This is a genomic window from Myxococcales bacterium, from assembly GCA_016717005.1.
Taxonomy (GTDB): Bacteria; Myxococcota_A; Polyangia; order Haliangiales; family Haliangiaceae; genus UBA2376.
In genome coordinates this window covers 52,591-69,788 of the sequence record JADJUF010000007.1, presented here as the reverse complement: position 1 = coordinate 69,788, position 17,198 = coordinate 52,591, and the positions used below count along the sequence as shown (strand labels likewise).

12 protein-coding genes are annotated in these 17,198 nt (G+C 74.2%); 7 read left to right on the top strand and 5 right to left on the bottom strand.

All coding sequences use genetic code 11. The annotated features are described in order from the left end of the window. The first annotated feature begins 55 nt into the window (after positions 1–55). The 4 genes from IPL61_07260 (at position 56) to IPL61_07245 (ending at position 4,808) form a co-directional block, all read left to right on the top strand. Complete coding sequence (locus IPL61_07260; protein MBK9031121.1) at positions 56–3,016, top strand: PHP domain-containing protein; 2,961 nt, start codon at positions 56–58, stop codon at positions 3,014–3,016. Positions 3,017–3,037: 21 nt separating this feature from the next. Further along, positions 3,038–3,739, top strand: coding sequence for a MotA/TolQ/ExbB proton channel family protein (locus IPL61_07255; GenBank protein ID MBK9031120.1), 702 nt, complete (start codon positions 3,038–3,040; stop codon positions 3,737–3,739). Further along, entirely contained in the window at positions 3,720–4,217 is a 498-nt protein-coding gene (locus IPL61_07250; GenBank protein ID MBK9031119.1) for a biopolymer transporter ExbD, read from the top strand. Before IPL61_07255 ends, IPL61_07250 begins: the two co-directional genes overlap by 20 nt. A 144-nt stretch (positions 4,218–4,361) precedes the next feature. Beyond that, a complete protein-coding gene (locus tag IPL61_07245) occupies positions 4,362–4,808 on the top strand; it encodes a biopolymer transporter ExbD (protein ID MBK9031118.1) in 447 nt (148 codons plus the stop codon). Positions 4,809–4,857: 49 nt separating this feature from the next. Here the strand turns inward: IPL61_07245 and IPL61_07240 are convergent, their stop codons facing one another. Further along, positions 4,858–6,807 carry a sigma 54-interacting transcriptional regulator gene (locus IPL61_07240; protein ID MBK9031117.1) on the bottom strand — a complete coding sequence of 650 codons (1,950 nt, stop codon included), beginning with the start codon at positions 6,805–6,807 and terminating at the stop codon, positions 4,858–4,860. On the opposite strand from IPL61_07240, the gene IPL61_07235 reads away from it, so the two are divergent. Beyond that, the gene (locus tag IPL61_07235; protein MBK9031116.1) at positions 6,800–9,436 is read left to right on the top strand and encodes a DUF4388 domain-containing protein; all 2,637 of its coding nucleotides are present in this window, start codon (positions 6,800–6,802) and stop codon (positions 9,434–9,436) included. The genes IPL61_07240 and IPL61_07235 overlap by 8 nt on opposite strands. Positions 9,437–9,449: 13 nt before the next feature. On the opposite strand, the gene IPL61_07230 is transcribed toward IPL61_07235, so the two are convergent. Beyond that, positions 9,450–10,073, bottom strand: coding sequence for a hypothetical protein (locus IPL61_07230; GenBank protein ID MBK9031115.1), 624 nt, complete (start codon positions 10,071–10,073; stop codon positions 9,450–9,452). Then, positions 10,070–10,639 (bottom strand): orotate phosphoribosyltransferase, encoded by a 570-nt coding sequence (pyrE, locus tag IPL61_07225; GenBank protein MBK9031114.1) that lies wholly within the window; start codon positions 10,637–10,639, stop codon positions 10,070–10,072. The genes IPL61_07230 and pyrE overlap by 4 nt, the downstream gene beginning before the upstream one ends. Before the next feature lie 125 nt (positions 10,640–10,764). Here pyrE and IPL61_07220 point away from each other — a divergent pair, with 125 nt between their 5' ends. Together IPL61_07220 and IPL61_07215 are read left to right on the top strand one after the other, a co-directional pair. After that, on the top strand, positions 10,765–12,123 hold the full coding sequence (locus IPL61_07220) for a glutamate--cysteine ligase (GenBank protein ID MBK9031113.1): 1,359 nt from the start codon (positions 10,765–10,767) through the stop codon (positions 12,121–12,123). A gap of 226 nt (positions 12,124–12,349) precedes the next feature. After that, the gene (locus IPL61_07215) at positions 12,350–15,349 is read left to right on the top strand and encodes a hypothetical protein (GenBank protein MBK9031112.1); all 3,000 of its coding nucleotides are present in this window, start codon (positions 12,350–12,352) and stop codon (positions 15,347–15,349) included. A 19-nt stretch (positions 15,350–15,368) separates the two neighbouring features. Here the strand turns inward: IPL61_07215 and IPL61_07210 are convergent, their stop codons facing one another. Together IPL61_07210 and IPL61_07205 are read right to left on the bottom strand one after the other, a co-directional pair. Next, positions 15,369–16,259 carry a universal stress protein gene (locus IPL61_07210; protein MBK9031111.1) on the bottom strand — a complete coding sequence of 297 codons (891 nt, stop codon included), beginning with the start codon at positions 16,257–16,259 and terminating at the stop codon, positions 15,369–15,371. 263 nt (positions 16,260–16,522) lie between these two features. Beyond that, positions 16,523–17,116: a DUF615 domain-containing protein gene (locus tag IPL61_07205; protein ID MBK9031110.1), complete on the bottom strand. Its 594-nt coding sequence runs from the start codon at positions 17,114–17,116 to the stop codon at positions 16,523–16,525. Between the last annotated feature and the right edge of the window lie 82 nt (positions 17,117–17,198).

The window sequence follows — 17,198 nt, the reverse complement described above, 5'->3', positions numbered from 1 at the left end:
CACCTCGGTGTCGGTTCGGTGACGGGATCGAGACGGCTTGGAGTACGCTGCCGCGATGAGCATGCTTCGCGTCGGGGGGCTGTGCGCCCTCGTGTTTGCGGTCGCCTGCGGCGACGACGGATCGAGCGGTCCCTCGCTCGAGGACTTCTATCCGCCGCTGCCGCCCACCGGCGGCGCCCAGGGCGTGTGGACCGGCGAGATCACGGCGGCCACCGCCGGCGAGCTGCTCACCGGGCCCGCGGCCCAGGGGCAGATCGGCGACTTCTACCTGCGCAACGACCGGGCGCGCTTCGTCATCAGCGCGCCCGCGCGCGTGCTCGGGGTCGTGCCCCAGGGCGGCAACGTCATCGACGCGGCGCTGATCGTCGACGGCCAGCCGCTGCCCGATCACTTCGGCGAGCTGTCGATGATCTACAAGGCCGGCCGCACCTGCGAGCACACCCGGCTCGAGATCGTCGCCGACGGCTCGGCCGGCGGCGCCGCCGTGGTCCGCGCGATCGGCACGTCGGGCAACAACGACTTCATCAACATGCGCGGCATCGGCATCCTGCCGATCAACGACGACATCAACCCCGACATCGAGGACAACCTCGACTGCGCGACCACGTACATCCTGCAGCCGGGCGCGACCGAGCTCGAGGTGTACTGGTCGGTGTTCAACGGCACCACGCTCAAGGTGTCGGCGCCGTTCGGCATGCTCAACGACACCGGCGGCGAGACCGAGGCCTGGTCCAACGGCCGCGGCTTCGAGCGGGCGGGCATCGGCGCGCTGGCGTCCTTGTCCGAGCCGGCGCCGATCGACTACGTGGTCTACCAGGGCCCGGGCCCGGCCTACGGCATCGTGCCGCGGTTCGAGGACGCGACCCGCAGCGCCGGCTTCATCATCGCCGGCGTCTCGATCGTGCTGTTCGGCGCCGAGAACCTGCTCGACATCTTCGACATCCCGACCTACCAGCTCGTGCTCGCCCCCAAGGCCGGCAAGCTGCAGCGGGTCGACGTGGTGCTCGGCACCGACGCCGAGGACGTCGACCAGGCCTGGCGCGCGGGCAAGGGCGAGAGCCTGACCGACGTCTCGGGCACCGTCGCGTACTCCGACGCCGCGCCCGCGCCCGGCGCCCGGGTCGGGGTCTTCCTCGACGACAACGGCAACGGCACGATCGAGGACACCGACATCGTGCTGAGCTACCTGGACGTCGACGCCACCGGCGCGTTCGCCGGCAAGGTCCCGGCCGCGGGCGCGCTGCTCTTGCGGGCCGAGGTCAAGGACGTCGGGCGCTCGGACGTGGCCCCGGCCGGCGCGGGCCGCGCGCTCGCCATCCCGGCCCCGGTCCGGCTCGACTACCAGATCGTCGACGACGCCACCGGCAATACCATCCCCGGCCGCGTCCTCGTCATCGGCACTCACCCGGCGTTCCCCGACAAGCGGGTCTGGGACACCTACGATCGCCTGGCCGGCGTGGTCCGGTCGGTGCACGCGGTCCAGGGCACGTCGACCGGGACCCTGGCCGATCCGCCGGTGTACCTGCCGGCCGGCGGCACCTACAAGGTCTACGCGTCGCGCGGCACCGAGTGGAGCATGACGTCGGCGCCGTTCGCGGGGACCGCGTCGGGCTCGGTCACGCTGCACCTGCAGCACGTCATCGACACCGCCGGCTACCTCGCCGCCGAGTTCCACGTCCACCAGGTCGGCTCGCCCGACTCGCCGGTCGGCTCCGACGAGCGGGTCCGCTCGGCGCTGTCGGCCGGGGTCGAGCTGTTCGCGGTCACCGACCACGACGTGGTCAGCGATCTGCAGCCGTACGTCGAGAACCTCGCCGCCGACGACCTGCTGCGGGTCGTGCCCGGCATCGAGGTCACGCCGTTCGCCTACGGCCACTTCAACGCCTACCCGATGACGCCGCTGCCCAACGCCAACGGCGGCGCGATCGACTGGGGCCGCGGCAGCGGCGCCGGCTTCGCGATGACGCCGGGCGAGATCTTCAGCGCGGCCCGGGCCCGCGGCGCGCGCGTGGTCGAGGTCAACCACCCGCGCGGCACCGGCGCGCTCGGCACGTTCCAGCAGTACTTCGACCGCGCCAACCTCAAGTACGACTACACGACCCGCACCGTCGACGGTGACTTCAACGGCGCCAGCGTCCCCAACTCGTGGCTGCGCCTGCCCGACCAGTCGCTCTGGAACGACGGCTTCAACGCGCTCGAGATCTGGAACGGCTTCTCGGTCACCCCGCAACATGGTGCGCGTGCCCGACGACAGCGGCGCCGCCCTGGTCGACGGCAGCGCCATCGACGAGGTCATGCAGACCCTCGAGGGCAGCCAGACCGCCCGCGACATCGTCGTGACCAACGGACCGATGATGGCGATCACGTCGAGCGGCATGCCGGCGATCGGGCGCCAGGTCGCCGCGGTCGGCGGCGCCGTCACGCTGACGGTGACGGTCACGTCGCCGACCTGGGCCGACGTCGACACGCTCGAGGTGTTCGCCAACGCCGCGCCGATCTCGCCGGTGCCCGACGGCGTGACCAGCGCGCTGACCCCGGTGGCGTGCTGGACCACCCGGGCGCTGGGCGGGCTGCCGGCCACGGATCCGTGCGCCGCAGCGGCGCTGGCGCCGCAGGCGATGACGGTGCAGTCGGTGACCGTGCCGGGGCCGGGCAACGCCCGGTTCCTGCGCGCGACCGTGACCGTGACGATCGACGTCGGCGACATCCCGCGCATGACCGGCGCCACGGGCACCGACGCGTGGCTGGTGTTCCGGGCCCGGGGCGCCAAGGCGGTGTTCCCGCTGCTCCAGGGCGACCTGATCGACGACACGACGCTGCCGGTCCTGGTCAGCGGCACCCCGGCCGAGGTCGACGCGATCCTGTCGACCGGCGGCGTGCCGGCGACGGCGTTCGCGGCCCCGGTGTTCATCGACTTCGACGGAAACGGCTACCGCGCCCCGTTCTCGCCGATGTGAGCCGCGGGGCCGGGCAACCCGACCCGGGTCGCCCGCGTCCAAGCTTGCATCTGCCATGACCACGACGCAGGATCTGCGAGATGGATAGTTCGGTCTGGGAGCTCATGGGCCATGGCGGCTACGCGATGTGGCTCATCGTGGCGTTCTCGGTGGTCGCCATGGCGGTCGCCATCGAGCGGGCGATCGCCCAGTGGCAGTTCACGACCCGGGCCCGGGCCCTGGCCGACGCGGTCAACCGGTGCCTGGTGCGCGGCGCGGTCAACGAGGGCCGGAGCGCGTGCGAGCGGTCGCCGTCGCCGCTGGCCGACGTGTTCCTGGTCGGCTACGAGCGCCTCGGGCGCGGCAAGCTCGAGCACCTCGCCCCGGCGGTCCACCGCGAGCGCCAGCGGGTCGCCGGTGACCTGCGCACCCGGCTGTGGATGCTCGGCACGATCGGCGCGACCGCCCCGTTCGTCGGGCTGTTCGGCACCGTCATCGGCATCATGGCGGCGATGGGCAGCTTCAAGAAGGACGAGGTCGTCACGATGGGGATGGTGTCCAAGCCCATCTCCCAGGCGCTCGTCGTCACCGCCGCCGGCATCCTGGTCGCGGTCGAGGCGGTCATCCTGTTCAACTACTTCAACCAGCGGGCCGGGCGCATCGGCACCGAGCTGAAGCTCCTGACCGACGAGTTCCTCGAGCTGCTCACCGACGCGCCGCCCGAGTCGACCGAGGTCGGCGACGGCGAGGCCCGGACCCGCACCACCGCCAAGGGCAAGGACGATGGCCGTCAAGCTGCCTGACGACGCGGCGGCCGAGGACGACGACGGCGCCGGCCTGTTCGCCGAGATCAACATCACGCCGCTCACCGACGTGTTCCTGGTGATGGTGATCATCTTCATGGTGTCGGCGCTCGCGGTCCAGGCCGAGGCCAACAACGACAAGAAGAAGGCCCAGGAGGTCAGCGAGAAGGTCGAGGCCGAGAAGCGCTCGGGCTTGAACGTCAGCCTCCCGACCGGCGCGGCCCAGGAGATCGACGTCACCAAGGCCAGCCTGGTGCTGGTCATCCCGGTCGAGGGCGACCTCGCCGTCGACGGCAAGATCGTGCGCGACGCCGATCTCGACAACCTGTTCCGGGCCGCGTTCACGCGCGACAAGAACACGCAGGTCGTGCTCCAGGCCGACAAGGGCGCGGTCCACGGCCGGGTCGTGAACATCATGGAGCGGGCCAAGGCGGCGGGGCTGACCAAGCTGGCGATCGGCACGGCCGGCGGCTCGTGATCGCGGCGCGCTGGCCGGGCTCCGTCGCGCTCGGGATCGCCGGGCTGGCGCTGGCGATCGGCGCGCCGCCGTGATCGCGGCGCGCTGGCCGGGGTACGTCGCGCTCGGGATCGCCGGGCTGGCGCTGGCGATCGGCGCGTCGCCGTGATCGCGGCGCGCTGGCCGGGGTACGTCGCGCTCGGGATCGCCGGGCTGGCGCTGGCGATCGGCCTGCTCGCGGGCGGCGGCGCGAGCGGTGACCGCGACGACGGCGACGCGCTCGAGCGGTACGCGCGGACCGAGGCGCGGGCGCACCAGGCGCGCGCGGGCGACGTGGCGATCGATCTGCCGCCGCCACCGGACGAGGACGACGACGACGTGCTCACGGTCGAGGTCCGCGACGACGGCGCGGTCGTCGCGGGGACCTGGTACGCCGACGACGAGCTGCGCGACCTGGCCCGGGCGCGCGCGCGGGCCGACGACACCGCCGAGGCGATGGTGCGGTCGTCGTCGGACCTGCCGTACGCGCGCGTGGTCGAGGTGCTCGATCTGCTGCGCGGCGCCGGCCTCGCGCGCGTCACGATGCAGGCCGATCCCGACGACCCGCCGTGACGGTGACCGTCATCGGCGCGCGGCCCGTCGGCCTGGCGCGCCCGGGCCGCTACAGGCCGAGCTTGTCGAGCTTCTTGTGCAGGCCCTCGCGGGTGATGCCGAGCGTCACCGCGGTCCGGGTCTTGTTGCCGTTGTGATCGCGGAGCGCCTCGGTGATCAGCCAGCGCTCGACCTGATCCATCATCTCGCGCAGCGTGCCCTTCTTGGGCTGGGCCTTGGCGACCGTGCCCTCGATCTTGCGCAGCCGCGGCGACAGATCCGTGGCCTCGATGGGCACGCCGGGCTCGGCCTGGATCACGACCCGCTGGACCTCGTTCTCGAGCTCGCGGATGTTGCCGGGCCAGCCGTAGGTGGTGAGCGCGTCGAGCGCCTCGGGCGTGAACCCGGTCAGCTCGACCCGATACTCCTCGGCGTAGCGGGCCAGGAAGTGACGGGCCAGGGCCGGGATATCCTCCTTGCGCTCGCGCAGCGGCGGCAGCCGGATCGGGAACACCATCAGGCGGTAGTAGAGGTCCTGGCGGAACCGGCCCTTCTCGACCTCGGCGGCGAGGTCACGGTTGGTCGCGCACAGGATCCGGACGTCGACCTGCTTCTCGCTGGTGGCGCCGACCGCGCGGATCGTGCCCTCCTGCAGCACCCGCAAGAGCTTGGCCTGCAGCGCCAGCGGCATCTCGCCCATCTCGTCGAGGAACAGCGTCCCGCCGTCGGCGATCTCGAACAGGCCCTTCTTGTCGGCGTCCGCCGAGGTGAACGCGCCGCGCTTGTGCCCGAACAGCTCGCTCTCGAGCAGGTTCTCCGGCAGCGCGGCGCAGTTCTGGGCCACGAACATCTTGTCCTTGCGGCCCGACTTGTAGTGGATGGCCGAGGCGATCAGCTCCTTGCCGGTGCCGGTCTCGCCGTCGATGCAGACCGTGGCGCGGGTGTCGATGACCTTGTCGAGCTGGTTGAACACCGCCCGCATCGCCGGCGAGTCGCCGATGATGTTGGGGAAGCGCTGCCGCTCCTCGCGCTTCTTCAGGTAGGTGTTCTCGCCCCGGGCGCGCTCCTCGGCCAGCTTGAGGCGCGACACCAGCCCGGCGTTGTCGAGCGCCAGCGCCGCCTGGGCGCCGATCAAGAGCGCCGCCTCGAGGTCGCCCTCGTCGAACATGCCCGCGGCCTGGCGGTGGTCGGCCTCGAGCAGGCCGGTGATCTCGTCGCCGCGCCACAGCGGCACCGCGATCACGCTCTTGATGTGGCCGCCCATGATCGATTCGGACGACGAGATCTCGTGCTGGGCGTCGGCGGTGAGGATCGCGGCGCGGTCGGTGAGCACCCGACGCAGGATCGCGCGGCTGGCGCGGATCGGATCGATGCCGGGGTCGCTCGGGCGCTGCTCGTGCCGGGCGCGCTGGGTCGCCAGGGTGAAGCGATCCTTGTCGGCCTCGGACCGCAGCAGGATCGTCACGTGGGTCGCGCGGGTCAGGATCTCGAACGTGGCCTCGGTGATGGCCTCGAGCACCGCGGCGTGCTCGAGCCGGCCCGACAGGGGCTGCAGCGCCTTGTAGATGCGCAGCGCGCTGCCGGGATCGTGCTCGATCTGATCGCGCACGGCCGGCAGGTCGATGATCGAGCGCGACGCGATCAGGCGATCGGCCAGCTCGTCGTCGCCAGCGGACGGCTCCTCGGCCGCGGTCTCGGCGAACCCGACCCGGATGACGACGGGGCTCTTGGGATCGCCCAGGAGCAGGAGGTCGCCGGGCGCCAGCGCCAGCTCGTGCCCGATCTTGCCGTCGACGGTGGTCCGGACGCCGGCGCGCTCGACCGCCGAGCCGTTGGTCGAGCGCAGGTCGCGGAAGCGGTAGCCGGCGCCGTCGCGGACGAGCTGGGCGTGTTCACCCGACAGGTGGTAGTCGGTCACCATCACGGTGTTGGTGGTGGCTCGACCGAGGGTCACGACCGCGGCCGCGAGCTCGTAGCTGGGCCGGGGCGAGGTGCCGCTGATGATCTCGAGGGTGAGCACGGGGGTCGTCGACGGACGGCGGTGGTTTTGCGCGCGAACCCGAGTGCGGTCGCCGGCCCCGTGGTTATACTCCAGGCCGGTTTCCGAGGTCATGACCGATACTCCCAAAGTCATCGTGGTCCATGGCGATCCGCGCGCAGCCGACGGCGTGCGGCTGGGGTTCGAGCGCGAGGGCATGCCGGTGGTCGCGGGCGACGTGGAGGCGGTGCTGCCCGATCTCGAGCACGCCGCCGTCGTGATCGCCGGCGCCGCGGGCGCCGAGGCGGCCCGCGACATGCTCGTGCGGCTCGTCGCCGCCGGCGCCACGCGCGGCGCGCCGCCGGTCCTCTACGTCGGCAACGGCGTCTCGCGTGAGCAGGCGCTGTCGGCCGGCGCGACCGCGGTCATGACCGGGCCGGCGTTCGTGCGCGACGTCGTCACGATCGGCCGGATCCTGGCCGGCCGGCGCCCGGGCAACCGCTCGGTGATGGACGGCGATCTCGGGGACAGCTTCGGCGTGTTCTACCTGGTGCGCGCGCTGGCGGCGATCGGCGCGACCGGGACGCTGCTGATGCTGCGCGGGCTGCGGCGCGGCGAGATCCGGTTCTTCGAGGGCGAGGTCACCTCGGCGCAGGTCGGCGGGCTCCACGGGCAGGGCGCGCTGCACCAGCTGCTCCTGTGGACCGAGGCCCGGTTCGAGCTGCGCAACGAGCTGGTCGTGCGGCGCCAGCAGATCCCGATGAGCTCCGACGAGCTGCTGGTCGGCGCCGAGCGCTTCCTGATCGATCTGCGCGCCGCCTCGGGCGTGCTGTCGCCGGCCGCGGTCTACGAGCACGACGGCGAGGTCATGAAGGTCTACTCGAAGGCCTTGCCGACCGAGGTGCACGGCGTGCTGCGGTTGTTCGACGGCCACCGCACGGTGGCCGACGCGCTCGAGGATAGCCCGTACCGGGTGTTCGAGACGCTGCGCATCGCCGAGCGCGCGGCCCAGGTCGGCATCCTGCGCCGACGCGAGGCCGGGCGACCGCGCACGCCGCACCGCGCGATGCTGGCCCTCGAGGAGTGGCTGGTCGGCGGCGCCGGCGTCGTCGCGACGCCGATCCTGCGCGAGGGCTCGGAGAAGGTCGGGGGCGGCAAGAGCAAGGGCAAGGGCGGCAAGAAGGGCAAGCGTCCGACCGAGCCGCGCGGCCACGCGATCGTCGAGGTCGACTGGGCCGCGCTGGTGCCGCGGACGATCGGCATGGACACCGGCGCGCTGTCGCCGGTGGTGCCGTCGGCCATCCTCGCCGGCGAGATCAGCCCCCGGGCGTCGCGGGACGAGTCGCGGGAGAAGCTCGAGACGCTCACCGACGCGGGCGAGCGCGACCGGCTCTTCCCCGGCAGCGGGCCGACGATCGATCTGTCGGGGTTCGAGGCCGAGGAGCGCGAGGACGCCGCGGCGGCCGCGGCTGCGGCGGCCGTCCAGGCGAAGGCCAAGGCCGAGGAAGAGGCGAAGGCGAAGGCCGAGGCGGAGGCGAAGGCGAAGGCCGAGGAAGAGGCGAAGGCGAAGGCCGAGGAAGAGGCGAAGGCGAAGGCCGAGGCCGAGGAAGAGGCGAAGAAGGCCAAGGCCGAGGAAGAGGCGAAGGCGAAGGCCGAGGAAGAGGCCAAGGCCGAGGAAGAGGCGAAGGCGAAGGCGAAGGCCAAGGCCGAGGAAGAGGCGAAGGCCAAGGCCAAGGCCGAGGAAGATGCGAAGGCCAAGGCGGAGCAAGAGGCGAAGGCCAAGGCCGAGGAAGAGGCCAAGGCCAAGGCCGAGGAAGATGCGAAGGCCAAGGCCAAGGCGGAGGCAGACGCGAAGGCGAAGGCCGAGGCGAAGGCGGAGGCAGACGCGAAGGCGAAGACCGAGGAAGATGCGAAGGCCAAGGCGAAGGCCGAGGCGGAAGAAGACGCGAAGGCGAAGGCCAAGGCGGAGGAAGCGGCCAAGGCGAAGGCCGCGGAGGACGCAGAGGCGAAGGCCAAGGAAGTCGCGAAGGCGAAGGCCGAGGAGGACGCGAAGGCCACGGCGGAGGTCGCCGTGCGGGCAGAGGAAGCGGCGAAGGTCCAGGCGGAGGCCGAGGCCAAGACGGAGGCCGAGGCCAAAGCGAAGGCGACCGCGGAGACGAAGGCCGAGGCCAAGGCGCGGCCAGAGGAGGACGCCGTCGAGGGCGAGGCCTCGGGGGCCGGGGCGTCGACCTCGGGCGAGCTGACCCGCCCGCGTCGCGAGCGCCGGGCGTCGGGGGAGATCCCGGTGAAGCAGGCGGACGCCGCACCCAGGACCACCGCCGGGCCGAGCATCCTCATCGAGAGCGTGACCCAGACCGCGAGCGACGCCAGCGCGGTGGTCGCCGCCGCGATGGCCGTGACGAGCACGACCCCGGTGGCCGAGGCGCCGCGCCGCGATCGCGAGGTCGACAAGGTCCGGGCCGACGCGCAGGCGACCGCCGGCTCGATCGCCGCGACCTTCTCCGATGACGAGGAGGCGTTCTTCCGCGCCGGCCACGAGCCGACCGGCGCGAGCCCCGAGTCGTTCGCCGATCTCGACGACGGCTACCAGCCGCAGTCGTTCTGGGATCGCATGCTCGGCCGCAAGCCCAAGAAGGCGCGCCGGCCCGGCGGCACGCCGCGCAAGAAGTAGCGCGCCCGCAGCCCTAGCGGCCGGCCGCGCGCCACTGCAGCGACACCGCGCCGCGGCTGCTCCACATGCGCAGCGTGGTGGCGCGGACGTCGGCGCCCAGCGCCGCGGCGGTGCGCGGGAACCGCACCCGGTACGCGACCGCGAAGTCGCCGAACTCCGGCAGCTCGGCGCGCAGCACCGTGGGCGGACGCTTGTCGCGCACGATCGAGCTCGGCGGGGTCTCGACGCCACGCTCGTCGACCAGCGCCAGCCGCCACACCGAGCGCTCGCCGCGGTCGAGGTCGTTCTCGTCGCGATCGTGGGTCGTGACCACCAGCGCGAACTCGAGCTCGCCCTCGGCGTCGGCGCGGGCCGCCGCGGTGATCTCGTCGGTGGGGCCGCCGCGCTGGCGGGCCGCGCGCGCGGCCCGGGCCGCGTGCCATGGCGGCGCGTGGAACGTCGCGATCACCTCGAGCATCTGTGAGAAGTCGGCGCGCAGCGTGGCGCGCCGGGTCCAGGCACGGTTGACGGCGTCGTAGTCGCCGGCCTGCGTCGGCCACGCGCCCGTGAGATCGACCGGCCCAGGGGCGCGGGCGCACGCCGCCGCCGCCACCACCAGCGCCAGCGGCCAGCGCGCGATCGATCCCGATCGGATCACGGCAGGAAGTCCCGGCGATCGAACAGCGCGCACATCGGCGCGTGGGCCTCGACCGCGGCCCGGCCGCCCTCGAGCCGATCGACCAGGGCCACGACCGCCGCCACCGTGAGCCCGCTGGCGGTGGCGCGCTCGATCGCCTTGATCGTCGAGCCGCCGGTGGTGACGACGTCCTCGATGATCACCACCGGGCGCGCGGGGTCGAGGCGCGCCGCGGCCTCGAGCCACTGACCGGTGCCGTGGCCCTTGGGCTCCTTGCGCACGATGAAGGCATGCAGCGGGCGCGCCGCCTGGTAGCTGGCGACCGCGATCGCGGTGGCGATGGGGTCGGCGCCCAGCGTCAGGCCGCCGACCGCGCCGGCGTCCGGCACCAGCTCGTCGATGACGCGTCGGATCAAGAGGCCGATCCAGAACGCGCCCTCGGCGTCGAGGCTGACCCGCTTGCAGTCGACGTAGAAGTTGGAGCGCTGACCCGAGGCCAGCACCACCTCGCGCTCGGCGAAGGCGTGCTGGCGCAGGAGCGCGAGGAGGCGGTCGCGCCCGTGGGCGAACGCCGGCTCGGAGAACACGGTCGCGCGGTCGAACACGCGGACACGCTATCCCGGAAGCCACGCCGGCGCTACGCGCGCGGGCGGCCGTGGGCGGGCGCGCGTCCGGTTGACGGACGAGCCGGTCAGGGTAGAGTGCGGCCCCCGTGCACCTCGTCGACGAATCGGACGCCGTCCCCCTGGCCAACGTCGACGAGCTCGTCGCCTACTTCCGCGACGCCGAGAAGCCGCGTGCGGCCTGGCGGGTCGGCAGCGAGCACGAGCTGATCGGTGTCCGGGCCCGGGGCCCCGCGGCCGGCACGGCGCCCGCGTACGACGGCGCCGACGGGATCGGCGCGGTCCTCGCCGGGTTCGCGGCCCGGGGCTGGACGCCGGTCGAGGAGGGCGGCCACGTGATCGCGCTCACCCGCGGCGACGATCAGATCACGATCGAGCCCGGCGGCCAGCTCGAGCTGGCGTCGCGGCCGCTGGCCGATGACCGGCAGCTCGTGACCGCGCTGGCTGAGCATCAGGCGACGTTGGCCGAGATCAGCCGGCCGCTGGGCCTGGCCTGGCTGGCGATCGGGTTCCGGCCGTTCGGCACCCGTGCCGAGGTGCCCTGGATGCCCAAGCACCGCTACGACTTCATGCGCGCGTACATGCCGACGGTGGGCAGCCGCGGTCTCGAGATGATGCAGCGCACGACCACGGTCCAGGCCAACTTCGACTGGTCGGACGAGGTCGACGCCGCGGCCAAGCTCCGCTGCCTGCTGGGCGTGTCGTCGATCCTGACCGCGCTGTTCGCGTCGTCGCCGATCGTCGACGGCAAGGTGTCCGGCTTCCAGAGCTACCGCGCCCACATCTGGCGCGACACCGACAACGCCCGCGCCGGGCTGCTGCGGTTCGCGTTCGAGCGCGACGACGTCTACCGGGCCTACGTCGAGTGGGCGCTCGACGTGCCGATGTACTTCCTGTATCGCGGCGGCTACCGCACGGTGACCGACCTGACCTTCCGGCGGTTCCTGCGCGAGGGCTACGACGGCGCGCGCGCCACCAACGCCGACTGGGCCCTGCACTTGTCGACGCTGTTCCCCGACGCGCGCATGAAGCGGTACCTCGAGGTGCGCGGCTGCGACTGCGGCTCGTTCCCGATGGTCGCGGCGCTGGCGCCGCTGTGCCGCGGCCTCCTGTACGACACCGACGCGCGCGCGGCCGCGATCGCGCTGACCGCGGGCCTCGACTGGGACGCTCGCCAGGAGCTGGCCGAGCTGGTGCCGCGCGCCGGGCTGGCGACGCCGGTCGGCGGCACCACCGTCGGCGTGCTCGCGCGCGAGCTGGTCACGATCGCGGCCGCGGGGCTGGCGCGCCAGGCCCCAGACGCGGTCGACCTCCTGCGGCCACTGGTCGCGATCGCCGAGACCGGTCGGACCGAGGCCGACCACATCATCGACGTGTGGCAGGCCACCGGCGGCGAGCCCGAGGCGACGATCGCCCGGCTGGCGCACCCCGGCCTCGACGGCACCTGACCGCGGACCGACCAAGTCGCCGCGATCATTCGGTGCCTGGGGAGCGGTCGCGACCCGTGCGGCCCGTCGTCGGCCCGTCGCGTGCGCCCATCGGCCGCGGCGCAGAACCTTCGGCCGGCTGGCGCGTGGTAGCAGCATGGCTCGAACCCGACGTGCGTTGCTGGTGTGCTGCGCGATCTCCTGCGGCGGGACCACGCCGGAACCGACCGCGGCCCGAGCCCCGAACGTGGCCACGGTCGCGCCGGTGCCCGCGGTGGCCGCGGGCGCCGCGCCGGTGGCGCTGATCGCGGCGACCTCGGGCGGCTCGCTCCTGGCGACCGACGGGCCGCCGATCTCGCTGACCGCCGCCGACGGCACCGGCCTGCAGCTGACGCAGCTCGAGGCCAAGGCCGTGGTCGAGGGGCCGCTGGCGTTCACCGAGCTGCACCTGCGGTTCACGAACCCGCTCGATCGCACGCTCGAGGGCCGGTTCGCGATCACCCTGCCGGACGGCGCCGCGCTGTCGCGGTTCGCGATGCGGCAGGAGCGCGGCTGGATGGAGGCCGAGGTGGTCGAGCGCATGGCCGCGCGCCGCGCCTACGAGGACTTCCTCCACCGCCGCCAGGATCCGGCGCTGCTCGAGAACGAGGCCGGCAACCAGTTCTCGGCCCGGGTGTTCCCGATCCCCGCCCACGGCGACAAGGAGCTGATCATCGCGTACGCCCACGAGGTCCACGGCAGCTACGTGCTGCCGCTGCGCGGCCTGCCGGCGCTGGGCTCGATCTCGGCCGAGGTCTCGGTGGCGCGCCCCGACCGCGTCGGCGCCGCCTACGATCGGACGACGTTCGCGGAGCGCGCGTGGACGCCGGATCGCGATCTCACGGTGAGCCTCGGCGCCGCGCCGGCGGCGATCCGCGCCGGGGACCTGATCGCGGTCACGATCGATCCGCTCGCGACCGCCAGCCCGGCGCCGATCGCCGGCCTGACGATCCTGTTCGACACCAGCGCGTCGCGCGCGCTCGGCTACGCGGCCCAGGTCGACGGCCTGATGGCGACGGTGGCGGAGCTGGCGCGGACCCACGGCGACGCGGTGCCGGTGACGATCGCCGCGTTCGACCAGCAGGTGGTCGAGGTCTACCGCGGCCCGGCGCGCGGGGTCGCGGCGGCCCGGGCGCCGCTCATGGCCCGCGCGGCGCTCGGCGCGTCGGATCTGGCCGGGGCCCTGCGCTGGGCCGCGGCCCAGCGATCGCCGCGCGTGGTCGTGATCGGCGACGCGGTCGCGACGGTCGGCGACGACGCCGCGCTCACCGGCGCGCTGGCCGCGCTGGCCGCCGCGAGCCAGCGCCTCGACGTGGTCCTGGTCGGCGGCATCCGCGATCGCGCCAGCGCCGCGCGCTTGACCCGCGGCGCGCTGCGCGACGACGGCGCGATCATCGACGGCGGCCGCGGCCCGGTCGAGGTCGCGCGCCGGCTCGGCCTGACGACGCGCTCGGGCCTGACGGTCGCGGTCGCGGGCGCGCGCTGGGTGTGGCCGCGGACCCTCGACGGTGTCCAGCCGGGCGACGAGACCGTGATCCTCGCGCAGCTCGGCAGCGGCGCCACCGGCGCGGTGCGGGTCAGCGCGGGCGCCAGCGCGATCACCGTGACGCCCGTCGCCGTGCCGGCGCCGCTCCTGGCCCGGGCCGCGGTCGGCGTCGAGATCGCGCGGCTGACCGCCGAGCGCGTGGCCGCGACCGTGCCCGCCGAGCGCGCGACCCTGGCCAAGCGGATCGTCGCGCTGTCGACCAAGCACCGCGTGATGTCGGACCTGACCGCGTTCCTGGTGCTCGAGACCGAGGCCGACTACGCGCGCTTCGGCATCGCGCGCACCGCGCTGGCCGACATCCTGACGGTCGGCCCGGCCGGGCTGACCGTCGAGCAGCGCCGCGAGCTGGTGTTCCTGGCCCAGCCGGTGGTCGCGACCAAGCAGGTCGAGCGCGACGGGCTCAAGAAGGAGCTGCAGAAGATCGCCGACAAGGCCGGGGAGGCCGAGGACGGCGACGGCGCGACCGACCTCGACGAGACCAGCGCGGAGCCCGACGTCGACCACGACGCGGTCGCGGACCGCAACGACCAGCCGGCGCGCGCGCCCGGTCGCGAGGCCGAGGAGCGGCGCCCGGCCGCGGAGCCACCGCCGCCGCCCGCACCTCAGGCGCGGACCCAGGCGACGTCGAGCGCGGGCCGCGGCGCCAGCGGCGCGGTCGCGAGCGGCGCGGACGCCGCTCCTGGCCCGGCCGAGAAGCCGAGCGGACCGCCGCCGCTGCAGGGCGAGTTCGCGCAGGTGATGGCGACCCTGGCGACCGGGCGCGTCGACGACGCGCTGGCGGCGGCGCGGGCCTGGCGCGACCGCGATCCCGGCGACGTGCTGGCGTTGCTCGCCCTGGGCGAGGTCGCCGAGGGCGGCAAGCAGCTCGAGCTCGCGGCCCGCGCCTACGGCTCGATCATCGACCTGTTCCCGGCCCGCGCCGATCTGCGGCGCTTCGCCGCCGAGCGCCTGGCCCGGGTCGGCGCGGTCGGCCGCGCCCTGGCGATCGACGCCCTGCGCACCGCGGTCGAGCAGCGCCCCGATCACCTGACCGGGCACCGGCTGCTGGCGTGGGAGCTGGTGCGCGCCGACGATCTGGCCGGCGCGTTCGCCGCGCTCGAGCGCGGCCTGGCGCAGTCGTACCCGGCCGATCGCTTCCGGGGCGGCACCCGCATCCTGTCCGAGGATCTCGGCATCGTCGCGGCGGCGTGGATCGCCCGGGCCCCGGCCGAGCGCGCCGCGATCACCGCGCGGGTCGCCAAGGCCGGCGCGCGGGTCGCCACCGACCCGACGCTGCGCTTCGTCCTGTACTGGGAGACCGACGCCAACGACGTCGACTTCCACATCACCGACGCGCGCGGCGACCACGCGTACTACCAGCACAAGGACCTGGCCTCGGGCGGATCGCTGTACGAGGACGTGACCACCGGCTACGGCCCGGAGTGCTTCACGATCCGCGGCCGCGCCACCGCCGCGCCCTACACGCTGCAGATCCACTACTACGCCCGCGGCCCGATGGGCTACGGCATGGGCCTGCTCGAGGTGGTGCGCCACGACGGCGCCGGCCACCTGGCGTTCGAGCACCGGCCGTACGTGGTCATGGTCGACGGCGCGTTCGTCGAGCTCGGCACCGTCGACGCGCGGACCGCGCCGCTGGCGCCGGTCGCGACCCTCGCGCGCTGACGGCGTCCGGCCGCGCGGACTAGCGCGCGACCATCACCGAGCACGGCGCGTCGTTGACGATGTCCTCGGCGACGCTGCCGAGCAGCCACCGGCGCAGGCCCCGGTGGCCGACGCCGCCGACGACGATCAGGTCGGCCTCGAGCTCCGTGGCCTGGGCGCGGAGCAGGTCGCGCGGGCGCGCGTCGTGGGCGTGGAAGCGGATCGTCACGCCGGCGTCGCGCCACGGCGTCAGCAGCGCCGCGCCGCGCTCGAGCACCTCCGCGCGGACGTCGTCGCGCACGACCTGCTCGCCGACCACGAGATCCGATGGCGACACCGCCGCGCCCCAGCCGAGCTCGAACGCGTGGACCACGTCGATCGTGGCGCCGGGCTCGGCGACGTCGACCGCGCGCGCCAGGGCCGCGTCGGCGCCCTCGGAGAAGTCGGTGCCGACGACGATGCGCGAGAAGCCCCGATCGGGATCGCCCGGGCGCGCGCACAGGACGCTGCACGGCGCCGCCCGCACCACCTTGGCGGCGACCGAGCCGAGCAGCCAGCGCGCGGCGGCGCCGCGCTCCCGGGCGCCGGTCAGGATCAGATCGGCGCCCAGCTCGGTGGCCGCCTCGACCAGCGCGTCGTCGGGGAACCGATCGACGATCAGCTGGGACACGGAGATCCCGGACCGGACCAGCCGCTCCCGCATCGCGGCCAGGCGCTCGCGATCGTGGGCGAGCTGGACGCGGAGGACCTCGACGTAGGCGTCGCGCGCGGCCCGCATCGAGGCGGGCACCTCGGGGCGCTCGGGCACTGTGCCGGCGTGGATCAGCACCAGCTCGGCGCCGTGGTGGGCGGCGATCTCGGCGGCCCGGTTGACCGCGACCTCGGACGAGGGTGAGAAATCGACTCCGACGACCAGGCGGGTAAGGGGCATGCCGACACGGTAACCACGAAGCGCGCGATCGGAAGGCGGGCGCCGGGCGATCGGGCCGCGGCCTCCGCCTCGTCGTCGCGGTCCGCGTCGTCGTCGTCGGCCGCGGCCTCCGCCTCGTCGCCGCCGTCCGCGCCGTCGGCCGCGGCCTCCGCCTCGTCGCCGCCGTCCGCGCCGTCGGCCGCGGCCTCCGCCTCGTCGCCGCCGTCCGCGTCGTCGGCCGCGGCCTCCGCCTCGTCGTCGCCGTCCGCGCCGTCGGCCGCGGCCTACGCCTCGTCGTCGGCGTCCGCGCCGTCCGCGCCGTCCACGTCGTCCGCGTCGTCCGCGTCGGCGTCGGGGTCGGCCGCGGCCTGGGTCAGCGCCGCGAGCACGTGCCGGAACAGCGCCCGGCCGGCGCCGCGGGGCTTGCCGGTGGCGCGCTCGGTCACCGCCTGCTCGACCAGCGCCGCCAGGGCCGGCGCCGGCGGCGGCGCGTGCTCGGCGATGAACGCCTCGGTCGCGGCCGGGCCGCCGTCCAGGAGGCGGGTGCGCCAGGCCTCCGCCAGCTGGAACGGCCGCGGGTCGCCGCTGCCGCCCTGCGCGACCTTGGCCAGTCGGGCCTCGAGCTCGTCGGTGTCGAGCTTGCGCAGCGCCCCGGCCAGACGCCGCTCCTCGCGCCGGCGCGCGATCAGCGAGGTGATCTTCCGGGCGCGGTCGACCTCGACGCGCAGATCGCCGTCGAGCCCGAGCCGGCCCAGGGCCGAGGGGGACATCTCCATCAGCGCGTGCGCGGCCCGGGCCGACCGGTCGCCGCTCTGGCGGCGGGCGCGGCGGGCGATCTGGCGGCGGGTCTCGCCTCGGTCGTCGCTGTCGTTGGTCACGGACGGCTCATATAGCAGGACAACCGTGCCCGCCGGGCCCCGAGACCTGCCGGACCTGTCGAAGCCTGGCCGCCGGGTCGCG